Below are 17,976 nucleotides of genomic sequence, written 5' to 3' on the forward strand. Positions count from 1 at the left end.
CATCCATGGCCCTTATGTCAACGACTCACGGACACCATGCATTCCGGGCGTGGCAGAAGGATGATATGCTGCCTCCAGCGGTCTCTTGCGGCCCACGGCCTGATGGCGGGCAGCGGACTAGTAGCCGAACTGACCCTGAGCCGCACGGCGATTCAGGACTGGGTGCAATGAGGCAGGCCCTCTCCCTTGCCCTGCCCGATGGCCACCAGAGACCTGTAGGCCTCGTCCAGATTGGAGACCTCCACATCACGAAGGCCTGAAGGCACATGGCCCACGACCTCCTTACAATTGGCTTTGGGAGCCAGGAACCAGCTTGCACCATCCCGCTTGGCACCGAGCATCTTCAGTTGGATGCCGCCTATGGCCCCCACCTTGCCCTTGGGGTCGATGGTGCCTGTACCTGCGATGGTCCGCCCCCCGCTCTCTTCCTGGGGTGTCAGCATGTCGATAATACCCAGGGAATACATCATGCCCGCCGAGGGGCCACCAATGTCTTCCAGATGCAGAGAGACCTTGACATGGGCGGTATCCAGGCCCAGCTCCTTGCTGGCGTAAGCCAAAGCCGCCTTGCTGGCCGCCTTCTGGGAGCTGGACATCTGCCCCCGGGCCTCACGTGTGTATTCCTCGGAGCTTTGCCCAACGGGGAAGACCGCCTCGCTGGGGGTAATCTGCTGGTGAGGATCAAGCCAGGCCAGGAGGGCAGCCATGTTGGGAACGGGGTAATCAGGGGTGCCGGCCGCGTTAACCGTCAATAGCAGCAATTTGCCCGAGTCCTTATGACTTCTGGCGCCTGTCAGACTGATGACGTCCCTGCTCTTTGACTCTCCCAGAACATCCTGGGTAGGGCCAGCGCTTTCAACCACGTAGGCACTGGGCAGGAGCAGCACCACGGCGGATAGGAGCAGGCAGACCAGGCCGGTCAGGTAAGGTAAGGAGTGTCCACGCACATAAGCGAACAGCGAGGAGACCTTACCCCTTGCAGGCACCTGACCGCCACCCGGCGCCACCGTTGCCGGACCGGACTCGTCACCCTTGACATCGCCTGATGGGAAGGGGCCCCCTACAGGCAGCGCAGCCTCGGTGGACCGCGTGTCTGCCAGGGCCATGATGGCAGTATTCCGTGGGGCTGCGAACTGTGCCGGCGCTTCCTGATTATTAGGCATGATTCCCATGGTAATTCAGATGGCCCACCTCGCCGGCGGCGACCGACCATGCCGGCCTATACCCCAGAAGCGAAATGTAGACCTCAATGGGCAATAATAGTGGATACGTATCTTCGCAGCCCTAACCGGCCCATATAAGGATGAGGAATCATGGACGAGAATGCATTGCACCAGTGGCTGATTGATTGCTTCGGTCAGGTCCAGGGAGAAATGGCCTGGTCCCAGCTTTCACAGCTGCCTGCCGAGGTCCGTCAGCAACTCATGAGCCAGGATCCCAACAGTCTTCCCAAACCCGGTGAGGTCCAGGCCCTCATGCAGGCCCTCACCGCTGGTGGCCTCAACACGCCTGCCGACATGCAGGAAAGCGTCCAGTCGGGTCCCATCAATGTCAAGCTCGCCAAATCCCTGGCCCTGCAGAAGGCCAATGAGGTCGGATCGGAGCGGGAGGTCACGGCAGAGGAGGGTCAGGCGGTCCGCCAGGCCATGATTGAGGCCAACCTCTGGCTGGATACGGTATGCGATATCGATCCCTCCCCCGGCCAATCCCAGGTCCTGACCCGGGCGGGTTGGGTGGAGGCCACCCTGGACTCCTGGGCCTCCTTCGCCTCGCCAGTGGCCCAGTCCATGGGCGATGCCCTCACCGCCGTGCTCTCCGACCGTCTCGGAGGCGCCTTTGAAGGCGAGATCTCCGGTATGTTCGCTGGCCCCGTGCCCATCCCCATCCCGGAGGGTATGAAGGACCCCATGCAACTCATCCGACTGCTGGGCAACACCTCCTTCGCCATGCAGTTGGGGCAGGCGGCCGGCGCCATGTCCCACGAGGTGCGTGGCAGCTTCGACCAGGGCATAGCCCTCCATAGCAATCAGGCTGGCGCCCTCATAGCTCAGAACTGCCTGGAGTATGGCAAGGCCCTGGAGATCGACCAGGGCGAGGTCCTGGCTTTCCTGGCCCTGCAGGAGGTGGCCCACGCCCGGCTCTTCGCCCATGTCCGCTGGCTCATGCCCCGCTTCGAGGCCCTGATCGGCAAGTACGCCAGGGGCGTCGACATCGACCTCGATGCCATGGAGGAGCAGCTGCGGGAGGCAATCACCATGGACCCTGAATCCATTTCCGGGGCCGTCAATCTCTCGAAGGTCGGCATTGCCGACACCCCCGAGCAGGAGGAGGCCATCACCAGCCTGGAGAACCTCCTGGCCCTGGTTGAAGGCTGGGTGGATTGCGTCACATGGAAGGCGGGCATGGCCCACATCCCCCACATCGAGCAGTTGCGGGAGATGATGCGGCGCGAACGGGCTGTGGGAGGCCCCGCTGAGGTAACCTTTGAGTCCTTGTTGGGCATGCACCTACGGCCCAAGCGCATCCGTGAGGCGGCCAACATCTGGGAGCAGATTGATAGCAGTGAAGGCCACGAGTCCAGGGACGCCAAATGGTCTCATCCTGACCTCCTGCCCACACTCCCCGAAGCCAGCACCTCAGCAGCTGATACCGCCTCGAGTGCCGACTCCGCCGGTGGCAAGGCCTCACAGGGGCATGATGAGGACGGCGATCAGGACGGCCAGCACCCCTCCAACAGTCCTGAGGCCTCATCAGCTGCCGGGTCCCGGTCCTCTTCGAGTATTGACTGGGATGCCGAACTCAGCAAGCTCCTTGACGAGGATGCGCGTTACATCGCCGATACTCAAACTGACGCCGCTCCCGAAGCAGCCACGGGCTCCCAAGGCCCCGCGTCCGAGGCAGCCGACGACGCTCAGGATTCCGGGAGTGAATCAGACTCCCCTTCCAGCCCGACCTCGCCAAATACCGACGACAGCGACCGCAAGCCCGATGACCCACCGGAGGATACCACGTCCAACGGGCACTGACCGGCATCAGACCAGGAAACGGCTGGGGGTCCTTTGCAGGGACCCCATACCGTCCTTGCTACGGGCATAGGACAGATCCAGACGGTCCTCGGCACGGGTCACGCCCACATACATGAGCCGGCGCTCCTCCTCCAACTGGTCACCCTCCTCGGGCGATCCGTAAGGCAGGAGACCTTCCGAGCAGCCAACAATGAAGACATGCTTGAACTCCAGCCCCTTGGCGGCATGGATGGTTGATAGGGTCACCGGTTCCTCGACCTTGGCCCTGCGCGCCTCCTGCTGTTCGATCAGATCCTGATGATTCTCCCCCGCCTCGGACAGGGCCGCGTCCTGCCAGATGGCGTCCTTGCGCATCCTGCAGCTCAGGCCGGCAGCCTTCAAGGCCTGGCGGATGGGCTGGAGCTGGGCGTTGATACGGACCAGAACCGCGCAGTCGGCCGGGCTCTGCCCCCGGGCCTTCCAGTAAAGGATCCTGCTGGCCACCCCCCTGGCCTCCTCCATGTCGTCGGCGTAGACGGTACGACTGACCCGGGGACCCTGCTCCCTGGCCGACAGCAGCTTAAGATAGTCCTGGCGCACTGGGGAGGCCGCCAGCACCCGGTTGGCGTAGTGGACCACCTGCTGGCTGGACCTGTAGTCGGTCTTCAGACTGATGTCGGCGGTTAGGGGCCTGAACTCCTTGTCGAAGTTGAGCAGGTCATAGGCGCTGGCTCCCGCGAATGAGTAGATGGTCTGGGCCGGGTCCCCCACCACGCAGATGTTGGGGTTGTCCTTCATCCACAAGGTCATGAGCCGGTGTTGCAGGGGGGAGACATCCTGGTACTCGTCCACGGTCAGGGCCGATATGGATGAGCGGATGAGCCTGGCCGCGTCCTCGAAGTCATCCAGGACATGGCAGGTCATGAGCAGTATGTCGTTAAAGTCAATCCGCCCCCGGTAGGACTTCTCCTGTTCATAGACCTTGTAGCAGGCGGTGAACTGGTCCACGTCCAGGCCTGCTGGTGGCTGCCGGCCCGAAGCGGCGCAGACACGCCCGTAGTCATCGGGTGCCAGCAGGGAGACCTTGGCCCAGTTGATCTCCTCCTCCAAGTCTCTGACCTGCACGTCACTGTATTGGTCGCTGTTGGTGACCATCTGCAGGGAGCGGGCTACCAGTTCGCGCGTGTTCTCTGACACACGGGGAAAGCGGCCACCGCTGATGTCTGGCCAGACCCGACGCAGCTGGTGGAGGGCAGCGGAATGGAAGGTCGATGCCCTGACCCCCTCCTTGACTCCCAGGCTCTGCAGGCGCAAGCGCATCTCGGTGGCCGCCTTTACCGAGAAGGTGACCGCCAACACCTGCGAGGGTTCCCACAGGCCAGTGGCACAGCCGTAAGCGATCCGTCGGGTGACCGTCCTGGTCTTGCCGGCTCCGGCTCCGGCGATGATGCGCACCGGCCCCTCCAAAGCGGTTGCGGCCGCCAACTGGTCGGGGTCCAAGCCCTCGAGTATCGCTTCTGGGGATGTGTCCATGCCTCCATTGTGGCAGTGGCTCTGCCCAGGTGGGCCGGGCCAAGGCTCACCGTCGATGTGGGCCCTATGGCCACCGAAAGGCTCCAGAAGGTCGGGCAGCCTGTAGGAACTGTCGGTCTTGCGCTGGGAATGCCCCTTTTGCGGCGGGTCTGTATTACTGTAGAAGGGTGACTCAACGAAGCAAACTTATGATGGCGGCACTGGCTTCGGCGGCCTTGCCCTCCCTGGCCGTCTCCGGCGTGCGCGCAAGCGACCAGGAGAACACGACGAATCAGGCCCTGGGCATAGACCAGGCCATGCTTCAGGATGCGGCCGGTCGCCTCTACGATGTCTACGCCTCATCCACGGCGGCAGGTCGGCTACGCCTGGATGGGCGGACCAGGGCGGCGCGGGCCCTCAGCCAGGCCAGGGAGCCGGCGGCCCTGGGCTTTGCCCTGGATACGGTTCTGGCCTACCAAGATGGTCTTAATGACCGCGCATACCCCCTGCACGCCGGCCAGGGTGACCAGGATAGGGCCCAGCTTGAGGCCACCCGCCGCAAGGCCGCCCTGGCTTTGGGCCAGGATGCGGAACCGGCGGTCATGCTGGCCTCCCATGTCAACGGCCAATCACGCCCGCTTGACCTCTTGACCCTGGACGATTGCGCCAGTGTGGGCACAGCCATCGGCGCCATCCACCGGATGAACCCACGTTTCCTGCAAGCGGCCGGATACCCCGGCTTTTCCGCCGGGCAGATTCGCAGCCAGCTAACCGGCTGGATCAAGCGCCTACGCCAGGCCGGCCATGTGCCTCAGTCGATCATCAACTCCTGGGCATCCATCATTGACACGGAGGGCCTCTGGTCCTTCTCCACCTCTCTGGTCCATGGGGGCTTCGCCGACGGTGACATGCTCTTCTCCGAGGCAACTGTCACAGCCGTGACCAACTGGCAGGACATGCAGGTCAACGATCCGGCCCGTGACCTGGCCTGGCTCTTCGCCAAGCTCGACACCGACCACCGGAACGCTGTCCTGTCCGCCTACGGGCGAATGCTGGGGTCCCGCCTGGACGACCTCATCATGCTCCGGGCCAACCTCTGGCTGCAGATGGAGCAGGTGGGCGAGTTCATCCAGGCCCTCAACCATGCCGACAACTCCAAGATCATGCAGTTCAAGGCCCAGGTCGAGCGCCTGGCCCACCAGCTGGAACTGGCCACCAGGCGCAGCTCCGGTAGAGGACAGCAGGGCGAGGGATCGGTCCACCAGTCCATCGGCAAGCCACCCTCCACCATTACCGTGGGAACCCTGCTCAATCAGGAAGACAACTTGGCCCAGCAGAGCGGCGAACCCTCCGCCCAGGCCACCAAGCAACAGAACGGCGGGAGCCAAGCCAGCATCCAGGACCATGCCGAGGCCCTGGATGCCACCGGTGAAAGCGACAGGACCGGTTCCGCCCAGATCAAATCCCTGGGCACCCTGGACTCGGATTCCACCGCCGACCGGCCCATCCAATCAGGAGCAGGCAGCCCGGCAGCCTCCATTCCTGTCACCGCCATCCCGATTCTGAAGCGAACCCCCGAACAGCATGAGGGCTCCAAGACCCAGAAGGCCGAGGACTCGGTGGAACCCTTGATTCAGCCCCAGGAGCAGGAAACCATCATCCTCTCCGAGCTCAAGGATCGCTCATCCTCCACCGACATCCTCACTGATGAACCCGCCGGCGGCACCGGTTCATTCTTCAGCGACAGCATGGTCAGTGGCATCACCGAGTCCGGTCCCATCGCCATGCCCAAGGAATCCAGGTCCACCCCGGCTCGAGGAGATGACGGGCGGCCAGCCGTCGACCCACAGGCCTCCACGATTCTCATCCCCAGGCTCGAGCAGGAGGAACAGGCCCTGCGAGACGCCCAGGCTGGTCTCGAGGAATATGAGGGATACCAGCGACAGAAGGCTGAAGGCAACCCAGACGACCAGGACCAGCAGCCGGATTCCGACGACACCGCCGAGCGCGGACTACGACAGCGGTCCAGCCACAGGCAGCAGGAAACGCCAGAAGCGTAACTTCCCCAATGCGGGCACAATAATCAAAGACGGCCGGGTGGTCGGCAGGATTCCCCAGGAACCCACGGCCGCCGGCACACCTCTAGGACACAAGGAGTTGGAATGGAAATCGAACTGGGCATTCAGAACGTGGCCCGACCGGTCAATGTCAGCAGCGACCAGAGCAGGGAGGACGTCAGCAAGGTCATCACCGAAGCCCTGGAGGCCGACAAGACCATCGACCTAACCGATGACAAGGGTCGCAGAATCCTCATTCCAGCCAAAGCCCTCGGCTATGCCATTGTCGGCTCCGAGACCCGTCATGCCGTGGGATTCGGTGCCCTCTAGGGGCAACTGTTCAGCATAGGCCATATGCGGCGCGTGGTTGCTTGCCAATCCCTGCGCGGCATAGGGCCTAGTGCTTGTGTAGCCCTGCACTGGCCCCTTCTCCCGTTCGCCTATGCCTTGACGCTGCCGCCTGTGTTTGCCTTGCGGCCACCAGTCTGACCGGGTGCTCAAGCCAGAGGAATGGTTCCCCTACCCACCATCTCGGTGACGGTGCCGTCATCGGTCAAATGTTCGCCAATTCGATTGGGTTTGCCGGCCCCATGCCAATCCGAGCCGCCGGTCACCAGAAGACCCAGGCTGTCAGCAAGGACCAGCAGCCGGCGACGCTGGTCAGGAAGGTTGCCCCTGTGCCAGACCTCCAGGCCATCAAGCCCGTCCTCCCCGGCTAAGGCCATGATGCGCTGGTCGCTCAGGAGCCGGCGGTTGCGGCTGCGGTCCCCTGGATGGGCGATGACGGCGACCCCTCCCGCCTCCTTGACTGCCCTGATGGCCTGGCTGGCGCTGGGGGACTTGGTGGGGACATAGTACTTGCTCCGACTACTGATGGCCCCGGAGAAGGCCGCCGACCGGTTGGGATAGGCTCCGGCGGCGACCAGGGCATCCGCCATGTGGGGACGGCCTATGGTGGTCCGCTCCCCCTCCCTGACCTGATCAAGCACAGCCTGCCAGTCAATGGGGAAATCCTCGGCCAGGCGCCCGACCATGGCCTTGGCCCGGTCCAAACGCCAACGGCGGGTCCGGAAGAACAGCTCATTGATGGCCGAATTGCGCGGATCATACTGGTAGGCCAGCAGGTGGACGGATACACCCTGGTCATCAGCGGTGATCTCGGTGCCTCGTAAGAGGGGAAGCCCCAGTTCCCTGGCCCTGACCGTGGCCAGGTCCCAGCCGCTGTTGGTGTCATGGTCGGTGATTGCCACTCCATGCAGGCCCAGAGCCTTGGCCTCCTCAACCAGATCGGAGGGACTCCTGGTGCCATCCGAAAAGGCGGTATGACAGTGCAGGTCCCAACCTGAAGCCGGGGTGCGCTCGTCAGCAAGCTGGCGGGAGGCCACTTGACCCTGGGACCCGGGAGCTTCGGGCAAGACCTGGTCCTTGCCGCAAGCGCCTGGCTTTTCTTCGTCACCCTGCCCGCCGATGCCATAGTCAGGCTTCGACATTGCTAAGTACCTATCTGCAGGAGTCATGGAACTATCGTAAGCTGGTCACATTGATTTTCATACCAGCAGCTGGGGGATTGCGAGAGGGCAGGATTGCATCATGAGCCATAATGAGAAGATTACGAGGTTCACGGACCCGTCGGTGCCGGCAGCATCGCCTAAGTTGGAGGCGGGGCCGGGAACCGCGAGCGCCAGCGCCGAACAAGACCGCCCAGCCGGCCTCGGCGCACTGCTCCACAACGCGTCCTGGACCTATGGGGTCATGCTGGTCTTCTCCGCCATCGCCCTGATGGTCTCCTTCATCCTCTCCGCCGAAACCCTCCAACTGGCCCGGCACCCCAAGCAGCTCCTGGGCTGCGATGTCAACGCCGTCTTGTCCTGCTCAACGGTCTCCCAATCCTGGCAGGCTGAGTTCATCAAGTTCAACGGGCTCAGCTTCCCCAACGCCTTCTTCGGCATCGCCGCCGAAAGCGTCTTCGTGACCATAGCCGTCATCGGCCTGCTCAAGGTCCACTTCCCCCACTGGTTCGCCGGCCTGACCTGGTTGGGCGGCCTGGCTGCCTTGCTTTACGCCTACTGGCTCTTCACCCAGTCCTTGTTCGTCATCAAGGCCTTATGCCCCTGGTGCCTGCTGCTCATGTTCTCGACCACCATCCAGTTCATGGCACTGTCCCATGCCAGCGTGACCGTCCAGGGCATTCCTGCCAAGGCCAGGGGGCTGAGGACCTACTACCGGCTCCACTATGACCTGATGGTGGACCTGGCCTGGATCCTGGCCTTGCTTGCCGTGATCATGGTCAAGTACGGAGCGACCATCTTCGCCTGAGGGCACCGACCCGGCAGGGGCCTTCACCCCAGGCGTGAAAGGCCCGCAGGAGCCGGCAGCCGCGTATGCTGGTGGACCGGAAGCACGAGACATGAATGCGGGGAGGAATGCTATGTCGTCACAGGCACCCATTGGTGTGTTCGATTCAGGCTTGGGGGGCTTGTCGGTGGTGGCCCAGATCAGGAGGGACCTTCCGGCTGAGAGCATCCTCTACTGTGGTGATTCCCTCAACGCCCCCTATGGGGTCAAACACCCGGAGGAGGTAAGGGAACTGTCCTTCGCCATCGTCGACCGCCTGGTCAAGGAGGGGGCCAAGGCGGTGGTCATCGCATGCAACACCGCCACCTCGGCTGCCGCGGACCAGCTGCGTGAGAGCTATGACATACCCATCATCGGTATGGAACCAGCCCTCAAGGTTGCCTGCGATCGAGGCCAGGGCAAGCCCCAACGGGTCATCGTGGCAGCCACCCCCCTTACCCTGCGCGAGCGCAAATTCGCCTCCCTCATGGACCGGTTCAAGGCCAGCAATCAGATTTTCCCCCAACCCTGCCCCGAGCTGGTGCGCATCCTTGAGGATGGACACTTGGAGGACCGGGACCTGGTCCTGCGGACCCTGTCCGGCTACCTGGAAGCCTACGACCTGGACAGCATTGATTCACTGGTCCTGGGCTGCACCCATTTCGTCTTCTACCGGGACTTCTTCCGCCAACTCCTTCCAAACCGGGTGGCCCTGATCGACGGCAACGAAGGCACGGTTCACCACCTGCAGGTGGTTATGGAATCCTTGGGGCAGCTTGCACCCGAAGGTGACCGGGGGTCCCTGGTCCTCTCCAACTCAGACCAGAGCCAGCGGGTGACCGACCTCTCCTGGCATCTTCTTGACCTCTGAGGCAGGCCCCACCCCCATTCCTGTTAGCATATTGAACGGGATTCCGCCCCGCAGACGCACGCTTATGTCTTGAGGGGCAGTCGACTATCATGGGCCAGTATTAATATCCCTCCGACCCCCGTACCCACACCGGAGGGGAATGGCCGACGGTTGAGCCGTAGGGAGAAGGGCACAGACACACATAGGAGGCAATGACATGGCGAGAACGGCGATGATTGATGTCGGTGGTGGCTATCGGGCCATCTTCGGCGCCGGGGTCATGGACCGCTGCATGGAAGAGGGAATCCGGGTCGACCACTGCTATGGGGTCTCCGCCGGATCAGCCAACATGGTCTCCTACATCTCGGGCCAGCAGGGCCGGACCCATACTTTTTATACGGAGTACGCATTCCGCAAGGAGTACGCCTCGGCCGGGAATTTCGTCAGGGACCGCAACTACGCCAATCTCGACTACATCTACGGAACCCTGTCAAACCATGATGGCGAGTACCCGGTTGACTACCATGCCTTCTCCCAAGACCCGACCGCCTTCACGGTCGTGGCAGCCAATGCGCAGGACGGTTCCACCAAGTATTTCGACAAGACCGATGTGGCCTATGACAACTACGACATCATGAAGGCATCCTCTGCGGTTCCTGTGGCCTGTGAGCCCTACATCATCGACGGGGTCCCATACTTCGATGGGGGCATTGCCGACCCCGTTCCCGTGCAGAAGGCCATCGACGACGGCTGCGAGCGCATAGTCCTTATTCTGACCCGTTTGAAGGATGTCCTGCGCCAGCAGAAGAAGGATGTCATACCGGCCAGGATACTGGAGCGTTCCTACCCGGCCGCTGCCGAACGCCTGCTGAACCGCTACCAGACTTACAACGACGAGGTCGCCCTGGCCAAGCGCTACGAGCAGGAGGGCAAGGTCCTGATTCTGGCCCCGGAGAGCCTATACGGCCTGGACACCCTGACCAAGAACTTCGAGGGACTTGAACGTATGTACCGTGCCGGATACGCCCAGGCTGACCGCATAGGCGACTTCCTCAATTCCTGACACGGTTCAGGTACCACACATCTGCACATTGCCGCAGATAACAGTGGACCGCACTGTTCACGGACGCTTTGCTCAAGCTATCCGGGAAGAGTGCGGTCAACTATTACCAGCTAGAGCAGATGGGCTGGCGAAGGCCGGATTCTAGGGCTTATTCGCCTTTGGCCTCGTCGGCGGTCAGCATGGCCTGGGTCAGCTGGCTGAAGAGGTCCTTGTAACCGGCGGGCGTGGAGGCGGGCAGGACCACGGTCTTGGCGTTGCCGGACTGACTGAGGTCTCTCATGACATCCAGGTACTGGTTGAAGAGGACCACATTGTTGACCTCGGAGACGTTCATGCCGACAGCCTGCAGACTCTTGATCTGGTCGACGATGCCGTTGGCGATCTCCCGACGGTAGTTGGCCTGGCCCTCGCCCTGGAGGCGGGTCTTCTCCGCGTCGGCCGAGGCCTGGGTCTCAATCTGGATCTTCTGAGCCTCGGCCCGCTGGCGGGTGGCCTCCTTCTCCCGCTGGGCGGCGTTGATGGAGTCCATGGCGGCCTTGACCTGGTTGCTGGGGTCGATGGCGGTGATCAGGGTCTTGACCACGGTGAAGCCAAAGCGGGCCATCTCATTGCCCACGGTCTTCTGCACATCGGCCGCGATGTCGTCCTTGCGGGCGAAGGCGTCGTCCAGGCTCAGGGCGGGGATGGCGGAACGCAGGGCGTCCTCCATGTAGGAACGGAGCTGGCCGGCGGGGTCACGGAGCTCATAGTAGGCGGTGGCCACGTTCTCGGGGTTGACACGGAACTGGGTGGAGGCCACGGTGGTCACAAAGACGTTGTCCAGGGTCTTGGTCTCCAGTTTGACGTTGAGCTGGTTGACCCGCATGTTGGTCTTGGTGGCGATGCGGTCGATGACCGGAATCTTGATGTGGAATCCTGCGTAGGAGACCGACTTGAACTTGCCCAGACGTTCGATGATATAAGCCTGCTGCTGGGGCACGATATACATGCCTGAAAACAGCAGCACAAGCACTACCACCAGAATTACAATCAACACCACCATGAGATTCCTTCCTTGTATTGGTTTCCTTCAGTATCTCATGGATTGGCATGAAATTGGGTACTGCCAAGGCAAAAGCGGCCGCCCAACCCGGCTATTCGGTGCGTAGGGCCGTGGCCGGATCCTGCTTGGCCGCCTTCTTGGAGGGAATCAGACCACCAATGAGGGTCAGGATCATACTGAGGATGATCAGGACGACCGCCCCGCCAACCGGTAGCACAGCGGTGACCTGGTCGGTACCCATCAGATGGTGGATCAGGGTGTTGCCCGGTATCAGCAGCAGCAAGGTGATGCCCACACCCAGGAAGCCCGACAGGAGACCGATGATGCCGGTCTCCGCGTCGAAGACCTGGGAAATGTTGTGTTTGGAGGCACCCATGGCCCGCAGGATGCCGATCTCCTTGGTCCTCTCCAGGACCGATATGTAGGTGATGATGCCGATCATGATGGATGATACGACCAGGGAGACTGAGACGAAGGCGATCAGCACCCCGGAGATGACGTTGATGATGGTGGTCACCGAGTTCATGATCAGGCCCGCATAGTCCGTATAGACAATCTTGTCGGCCTTCTTGGCCTTCTGGTTGTAATGGTCGATGGCCTCGGAGATCGAGTTCTTGTTCTCGAAGCTGTCGGCATAGATCTTGATGGTGCTGGGGGTGTCACGGTTGATCAGGCCGAAGGCGGTCATGTTGTCCTTGTAGGACCCGACCTGGGGGCGGACATACTGCTCATAGATGGAGACCAGCTGGTCCTGGCTGGCTGTGGCCATATAGGAGTCCATGCTGGCGGCAGCCTGCTGGTCGCCCATGGCCAGGATGCCTCCCTGGCCTCTGTACTGGGCCTGCCCTGGCAACTGGGAGGCATTGGCGCCGGCCCCTGCCGCCCCGTCCTGCTGGTCAGCCTGCTGCGCCGCGGCCAGGGCCTTGGACATGGCAGCCTTCTGGGGAACCGGCAGGCTGGCCACATAGTCCTTGGCCTGGGCTGCCTTGGCCCCATCGTCATCGGCGGTGAAGGCCAGGCCATTGAGGACGTTCCTCTGCCGGTCGGCCTGCTGGTCCTTGACCACCTGGCTGGACTGTGCCTGGTCGATCAGATGGTTGGTCAGCTGGCGGGTGTAACCCACGCCCGCTGGCAGCGGTGTCGCCGAGGCCTTCTCGGTCGGTCTGACGATGCCCACGATGTTCAGGTGTATGGCGTCCTGGGCCAGCTTGGCGACCTGCCCGGCATCCCCACCCACGTAGTTGTAGTGGCCGTCAGCCCCCTTGACGTACTGGTCGGAGGCCGGAACCAGGTCCAGGGTCTGCTTGAGGGCCTTGTCGTAGTCCATCTTGGAGGTGTCCGGCTTGACCCGCTGCCCATTGTTGATCTTGGACATCATGTCGTTGTAGTCGCTAGCCGGCAGGAGTCCCAGTTCATAGAGAGTGGTCAGGGGTATCTGGTTGTTGGAGTCCAGGACCAGCACAACCTGGTCCTTGTCCTTGGGCCAGTGCCCGTCGACGACTTGGTAGTTATCGGTGATGACCTTGGAGATGGGTGTCGCGTCCTCATCCTTGCCCGGCATGATCTCCGAGAAGGATTTGGGGCTGGTGTTGGTCTCAGTCTTGCCGGTCAGGCGGGACATCTGCATGGACTGCATGGCAGAGGGGTCGCCGGAGGGGTTCATGGAGGCCATCTGGCTGGCCACGGATCCCTGCTGGCCACCGATGGTCACCCCGTCGGCTGAGACCAGGGTCCCCTTGGGGTCGTGGTCGTAGATGGAGAACTTGGCATCGTAGGAATACTGGACCCCCACCCGGCCGACATACTGGTTGAGTTCGCTTTTGGGATTGTCCAGGTAGCGTTTGAAGGCCGTGAGGTTGTTGGAGCTGATGGAGGAGGTCAGGGTTGAGGCGTTGGTGATGGAGGAGTCATCGGGGTAGATGGCCTTGCGCCCGGTCTTGCCCTCCTTGCTCTGGTTGCTCTCCTGGGCCGAGCCCATGATCTTGTTCAGGTCGAAGGACTGCTCCTGGATGGATATGGGGTAGGAGGTCATGGTGTCCCGCTGGACATCGGCGATATAGGTGTTGACCCCGGTGGATACGGACAGGATCAAGGCTATGCCGATGATGCCGATGGACCCGGCGAAGGCGGTCAGGAAGGTCCGCCCCTTCTTGGTCCTCAGGTTGTTGAAGCTCAGGGAGATTGAGGTGAGCATGGACATGGAGGCCTTGCCCAGACGGCGGTGCCTGGCCCGGCGCAGACCTTCGCCCTCAGCCAGAATCAAGGGATCGGAGTCGGAGACGATCCTGCCATCGTGGAGCTCCACGATGCGGGTGGCATACTCGTGGGCCAGTTCGGGATTATGGGTCACCATGACCACCAGACGGTCCTTGGCCACTTCCTTAAGTAGGTTCATGATCTGGACCGAGGTCTCTGAATCCAGAGCGCCGGTCGGCTCATCGGCCAGGACTATGGAGGGGTTGTTGACCAAGGCGCGGGCGATGGCGACCCGCTGCATCTGGCCACCGGAAAGCTGGTTGGGCCGCTTGTTGATATGGTCACCCAGCCCGACCTCTTCCAAGGCCTTGCGGGCCCGGTCCTTCCTCTCGGCCTTGGAGGCACCTGAGATGGTCAGGGCCAGTTCCACATTGGAGAGGATGGTCTGGTGGGGAATGAGGTTATAGCTTTGAAAGACGAAACCGATCGTATGGTTGCGGTAGGCGTCCCAGTCCCTGTCCTTGTAAAGCTTGGTTGATGTGCCATTGATGTCGATATCGCCCTGGTCGTAACGGTCCAGCCCCCCGATGATGTTCAGGAGTGTGGTCTTGCCCGATCCGGAGGGGCCCAGAATGGCCACGAACTCACTGTCGCGCAGATTGACGCTGACATCATCCAGGACCTTCTGCACAAAATCGCCGGTCTGGTACTGCTTGGAGATGTGGTTGATCTGCAACATGGGCTCCGCCTTCCAGAGAACAACTGACCACTAGGAGTGACCGCTTAGGACTCCCCTTGGCCAGGGCAACCTAGCCCCATCTTGCACTAATCCTCAGACTGACAAATTCACAGACAGCGTAAACATCTTACAGTGTGAGAGGAATCCTAGCACACCCTACCGTTCAATATGCAATTGTTCCCGCAGCCAGGCCAGTTCAGCCTCCACCTGGCTCTCATGAACCTGCATCAGCCCCCGACGGTAGGGGTCGTCCAGTTCGTCCCCATCAAGCCCGTGACCGGCATCGCAGAAGAAAAGATGGAGATCGGCCCGGCTCAGGTAGTCGTAACGCCTACGCAGAACCGTTTCCTGGTCAGCCTGGTCCGGCACCAGCGACAGGAAGCTCAGCACCACCATCCAACGGTTCATGTCCGAAATGAGGAAGCCATCGGCATCGGTCAACGTCGCGATAAGGTGCTGGCGCCCAGCCGGCATGAGGGTGAAGAGTCGGCGCTGACGGCCATCATGAACATCCTTGTTCTCCTCCACCAATCCGGCGCTCACCAGACGTTGGGCAGCCGGGTAGATGGCGCCGTCGCTGAAGGTGCGGGTGTAGCCCTGCAGCTGCTCCATCTTCTTGCGCAGCTCGTAGCCGCACAGGCTCTTCTCCGACAGGAAGCCCAGCATCATCATTTCAATCAGACTCATACAGTCAATCTACCGTCTTTGTCTATAGCGCGTTCAGCTCAGCTCACAGAATATCGCTTTTCGAGATATACCAACCCTCCCACCAAAACAAGGCGCATGAGGCCCACAGGACCATGTGCAGCCACTGTCGACTTGATCCCCATAACCCCCGAACCAGGCACCAACCACAGGAGGCCAAGGCCTCCACCGCACCATCAGGCAATAGCAAGAGCAAGCACAGGCAATCCCAAGGGAACCGCAACCGTACTCCCATCTTGGGGGAGTTATATGAGTGGTGTCGGTAGAACCGATGAGGCCCCCAACAGGCCCCATAACTGAAACTCCCTTTTTCCTTCTCTCTTGACACAAGCCCGGCCAAACCGCTGGGCTTCTGTCATATCAGGCCTCTGGACGGTGAGACTCCGGCCGTATGTATGGCCCGCCTTCCATGTGCATGAAGTCCTCGACCTTGGTCCATGCGACCGGGTAGCCGGCACCGTGGGCGCAGAAGACCGAGTCGGGGGTGTTCTCCAGGTCGGCTTCAGGGTCGTAGGCGGCCTCCTCAATGACCTGGGCCGCGTTGTGGCAGGGGGCGTAGCCGTCGAAGAGACAGACCAGGTTACCTTGGCCGTGGGTGTATTGGCTGACCTCCATGGCATAGTCCCGCATCTGTTCGACCGGCGCGCGGCCCTGCAGGATGGCATAGCCGTCATCAGGCCCCCCCGGATCGGGGAGACCGCATGCCCCGGACGCTGCGCCGGCAGAGCCTCCTCCGATGGCTTGCGGGGACTCGAAAGTCCCGCTCATACGTTGGACATCGGCCATGGCATGGCCCAACATCTCATGGGGCAGATCCATTCGGAAGCGGTACCAGGGTTCCAGGAGCAGGCTGTTGCCGGAGACCCGGGCCTTCATGAGACCCTGCCGGATGGCCCGGTAGGTGGCCTGGCGAAAGTCCCCGCCCTCGGTGTGTTTGACGTGGCCTCGACCGGCCAGCAGGGTGATCCGCATATCGGTGATGGGCGAACCGGTCTCCACACCGACATGCTCCTTCTCCCCCAGGTGGGTCAGGATCAGCCGCTGCCAGTTGCGGTCCAGCTGGTCCAGACTGCAGTTGCTGGCGAAGGTCAGGCCACTGCCCCGCTGCGTGGGTTCCAGCAGCAGGTGGACCTCGGCATAATGGCGGAGAGGCTCGAAATGGCCCACGCCCTCGACCGGCGCGGTGATGGTCTCCCTATACATGATGGAACCGGGACCGAAGGTAACACCCAGGCCGAACCGGTCTTGCAGGAGCTGCTGTATGACCTCCAGCTGGACCGCCCCCATCAGCTGCAGGTGAATCTCATGGAGCCGCTCCTGCCAGCGGACCTGCAGGAGCGGGTCCTCGTCCTCCAGGGTTCGCAGGGCTTGAAGAAGCTTATGGATATCCGCCCCAGTAGGCAGGACACGGTAGGTCAGCACCGGCTCCAGCAGCGGCTTGGGACCCTGGCGCTCAACACCCAGCCCCTGGCCGGGGAAGGTGTGGCTCAGTCCGGTCAGGGCACAGACCGTCCCGGCCGTCACCTGATCGGCCAACTGGTATTTGGCACCGGAATAGAGGCGTATCTGGTCCACCTTTTCAGACCAGCCTTCACCTGCGGCGGACTGCTGGTCGCCAGGATCGGTCACGGCGGTCTTGACCGGTAGATTGCCGCCGGTCACCTTGACCCATGTCAGCCGATCCCCTCGCTCATCATGGGAGACCTTGTAGACGCGAGCGCCGAAATCCTTGGAATAGCTGGGTTCCCGGGCAAAGGTCTCCAGTCCGGTCAGGAGCCGGTCAATGCCTTCGAGCTTGAGGGCGGAACCGAACAGGCAGGGCATGAGCTTGCGGCTGGCAATCAGCGAGGCCAGGGTGTCGTCAGCCAAGCGCCCGGTTTCCAGGTACTCATTCATGGCGGCCTCATCAAGGAGGGCTATGTCTTCCATGGAGTCGGCCAGGCCGCCGCAAGCGGTGGGGTCAGCGGAACCAGCGCAAGCGTCAGTGAAGTCCATGCAGGCGGACGAAAAGCCGCTGCGTAGGGCATCCAGCATCTCTGCCTGGCTTACCGCCCCCATGTCCATCTTGTTGACGAAGACGAAACTGGGCACCCGGTAACGTTCCAGCAGGCGCCAAAGGGTCTGGGTGTAGCCGCGCAGACCATCGGTGGCCGAGACCAGAAGGATCGCGTAATCCAGGATACTCAGGGTCCGTTCCGTCTCGGCGGAGAAGTCAATATGGCCAGGTGTATCCAGCAGGGTGAGTTCAAGATGGCCGTGCCGCAGCCTGGCCTCCTTGGAGAAGATGGTGATGCCCCGTTGCTTTTCCATGGGGTCGGTGTCGAGAAAGGCGTCGCCATGGTCCACCCGGCCCATGGAGCGAATCTGCCCCGACTGATACAGCAAGGCCTCGGACAGGGTGGTCTTGCCGGCATCCACATGGGCCAGAATGCCCGTGACAATACGCTTCACGCCAGTTGCTCCCTGCCTGAGG

At 62.0% G+C, this 17,976-nt stretch carries 12 protein-coding genes and 1 pseudogene; 6 read left to right on the forward strand and 7 right to left on the reverse strand.

What is annotated here, in order from left to right:
- Positions 1–152 precede the first annotated feature (152 nt).
- Entirely contained in the window at positions 153–1,163 is a 1,011-nt protein-coding gene (locus CRD60_RS01720; protein ID WP_236630761.1) for a S16 family serine protease, read from the reverse strand.
- A gap of 150 nt (positions 1,164–1,313) precedes the next feature.
- On the opposite strand from CRD60_RS01720, the gene CRD60_RS01725 reads away from it, so the two are divergent.
- On the forward strand, positions 1,314–3,026 hold the full coding sequence (locus CRD60_RS01725) for a zinc-dependent metalloprotease (RefSeq protein WP_113859565.1): 1,713 nt from the start codon (positions 1,314–1,316) through the stop codon (positions 3,024–3,026).
- A gap of 6 nt (positions 3,027–3,032) precedes the next feature.
- Here the strand turns inward: CRD60_RS01725 and CRD60_RS01730 are convergent, their stop codons facing one another.
- Positions 3,033–4,538 carry an ATP-dependent helicase gene (locus CRD60_RS01730; protein WP_113859566.1) on the reverse strand — a complete coding sequence of 502 codons (1,506 nt, stop codon included), beginning with the start codon at positions 4,536–4,538 and terminating at the stop codon, positions 3,033–3,035.
- Positions 4,539–4,726: 188 nt separating this feature from the next.
- Here CRD60_RS01730 and CRD60_RS09485 point away from each other — a divergent pair.
- A pseudogene (locus CRD60_RS09485) lies at positions 4,727–5,726 on the forward strand (phosphotransferase); the annotation flags it as partial.
- A 953-nt stretch (positions 5,727–6,679) separates the two neighbouring features.
- Positions 6,680–6,904, forward strand: a complete 225-nt coding sequence (locus tag CRD60_RS01740) for a DUF3107 domain-containing protein (RefSeq protein WP_113859567.1) — start codon at positions 6,680–6,682, stop codon at positions 6,902–6,904.
- Between the two features lie 167 nt (positions 6,905–7,071).
- Here the strand turns inward: CRD60_RS01740 and CRD60_RS01745 are convergent, their stop codons facing one another.
- A complete protein-coding gene (locus tag CRD60_RS01745; protein WP_113859568.1) occupies positions 7,072–8,064 on the reverse strand; it encodes a PHP domain-containing protein in 993 nt (330 codons plus the stop codon).
- A 100-nt stretch (positions 8,065–8,164) separates the two neighbouring features.
- Here CRD60_RS01745 and CRD60_RS01750 point away from each other — a divergent pair, with 100 nt between their 5' ends.
- The 3 genes from CRD60_RS01750 to CRD60_RS01760 all read left to right on the forward strand — a co-directional run bounded on the left by CRD60_RS01750 (position 8,165) and on the right by CRD60_RS01760 (position 10,821).
- Positions 8,165–8,890 (forward strand): vitamin K epoxide reductase family protein, encoded by a 726-nt coding sequence (locus tag CRD60_RS01750; protein WP_113859569.1) that lies wholly within the window; start codon positions 8,165–8,167, stop codon positions 8,888–8,890.
- A gap of 112 nt (positions 8,891–9,002) precedes the next feature.
- Complete coding sequence (murI, locus tag CRD60_RS01755; RefSeq protein ID WP_113859570.1) at positions 9,003–9,779, forward strand: glutamate racemase; 777 nt, start codon at positions 9,003–9,005, stop codon at positions 9,777–9,779.
- A 196-nt stretch (positions 9,780–9,975) separates the two neighbouring features.
- Complete coding sequence (locus tag CRD60_RS01760; protein WP_236630763.1) at positions 9,976–10,821, forward strand: patatin-like phospholipase family protein; 846 nt, start codon at positions 9,976–9,978, stop codon at positions 10,819–10,821.
- A 148-nt stretch (positions 10,822–10,969) separates the two neighbouring features.
- Here CRD60_RS01760 and CRD60_RS01765 read toward each other — a convergent pair whose 3' ends face one another.
- The 4 genes from CRD60_RS01765 to CRD60_RS01780 all read right to left on the reverse strand — a co-directional run bounded on the left by CRD60_RS01765 (position 10,970) and on the right by CRD60_RS01780 (position 17,954).
- On the reverse strand, positions 10,970–11,863 hold the full coding sequence (locus CRD60_RS01765; RefSeq protein ID WP_113859572.1) for an SPFH domain-containing protein: 894 nt from the start codon (positions 11,861–11,863) through the stop codon (positions 10,970–10,972).
- 91 nt (positions 11,864–11,954) lie between these two features.
- Complete coding sequence (locus CRD60_RS01770; protein ID WP_113859573.1) at positions 11,955–14,798, reverse strand: ABC transporter ATP-binding protein/permease; 2,844 nt, start codon at positions 14,796–14,798, stop codon at positions 11,955–11,957.
- Positions 14,799–14,954: 156 nt separating this feature from the next.
- The gene (locus tag CRD60_RS01775; RefSeq protein ID WP_113859574.1) at positions 14,955–15,485 is read right to left on the reverse strand and encodes a PadR family transcriptional regulator; all 531 of its coding nucleotides are present in this window, start codon (positions 15,483–15,485) and stop codon (positions 14,955–14,957) included.
- 378 nt (positions 15,486–15,863) lie between these two features.
- Positions 15,864–17,954 carry an elongation factor G gene (locus CRD60_RS01780; protein WP_113859575.1) on the reverse strand — a complete coding sequence of 697 codons (2,091 nt, stop codon included), beginning with the start codon at positions 17,952–17,954 and terminating at the stop codon, positions 15,864–15,866.
- Positions 17,955–17,976 lie beyond the last annotated feature (22 nt).

It is taken from the genome of Bifidobacterium aemilianum (genome assembly GCF_003315635.1).
GTDB lineage: Bacteria > Actinomycetota > Actinomycetes > Actinomycetales > Bifidobacteriaceae > Bifidobacterium > Bifidobacterium aemilianum.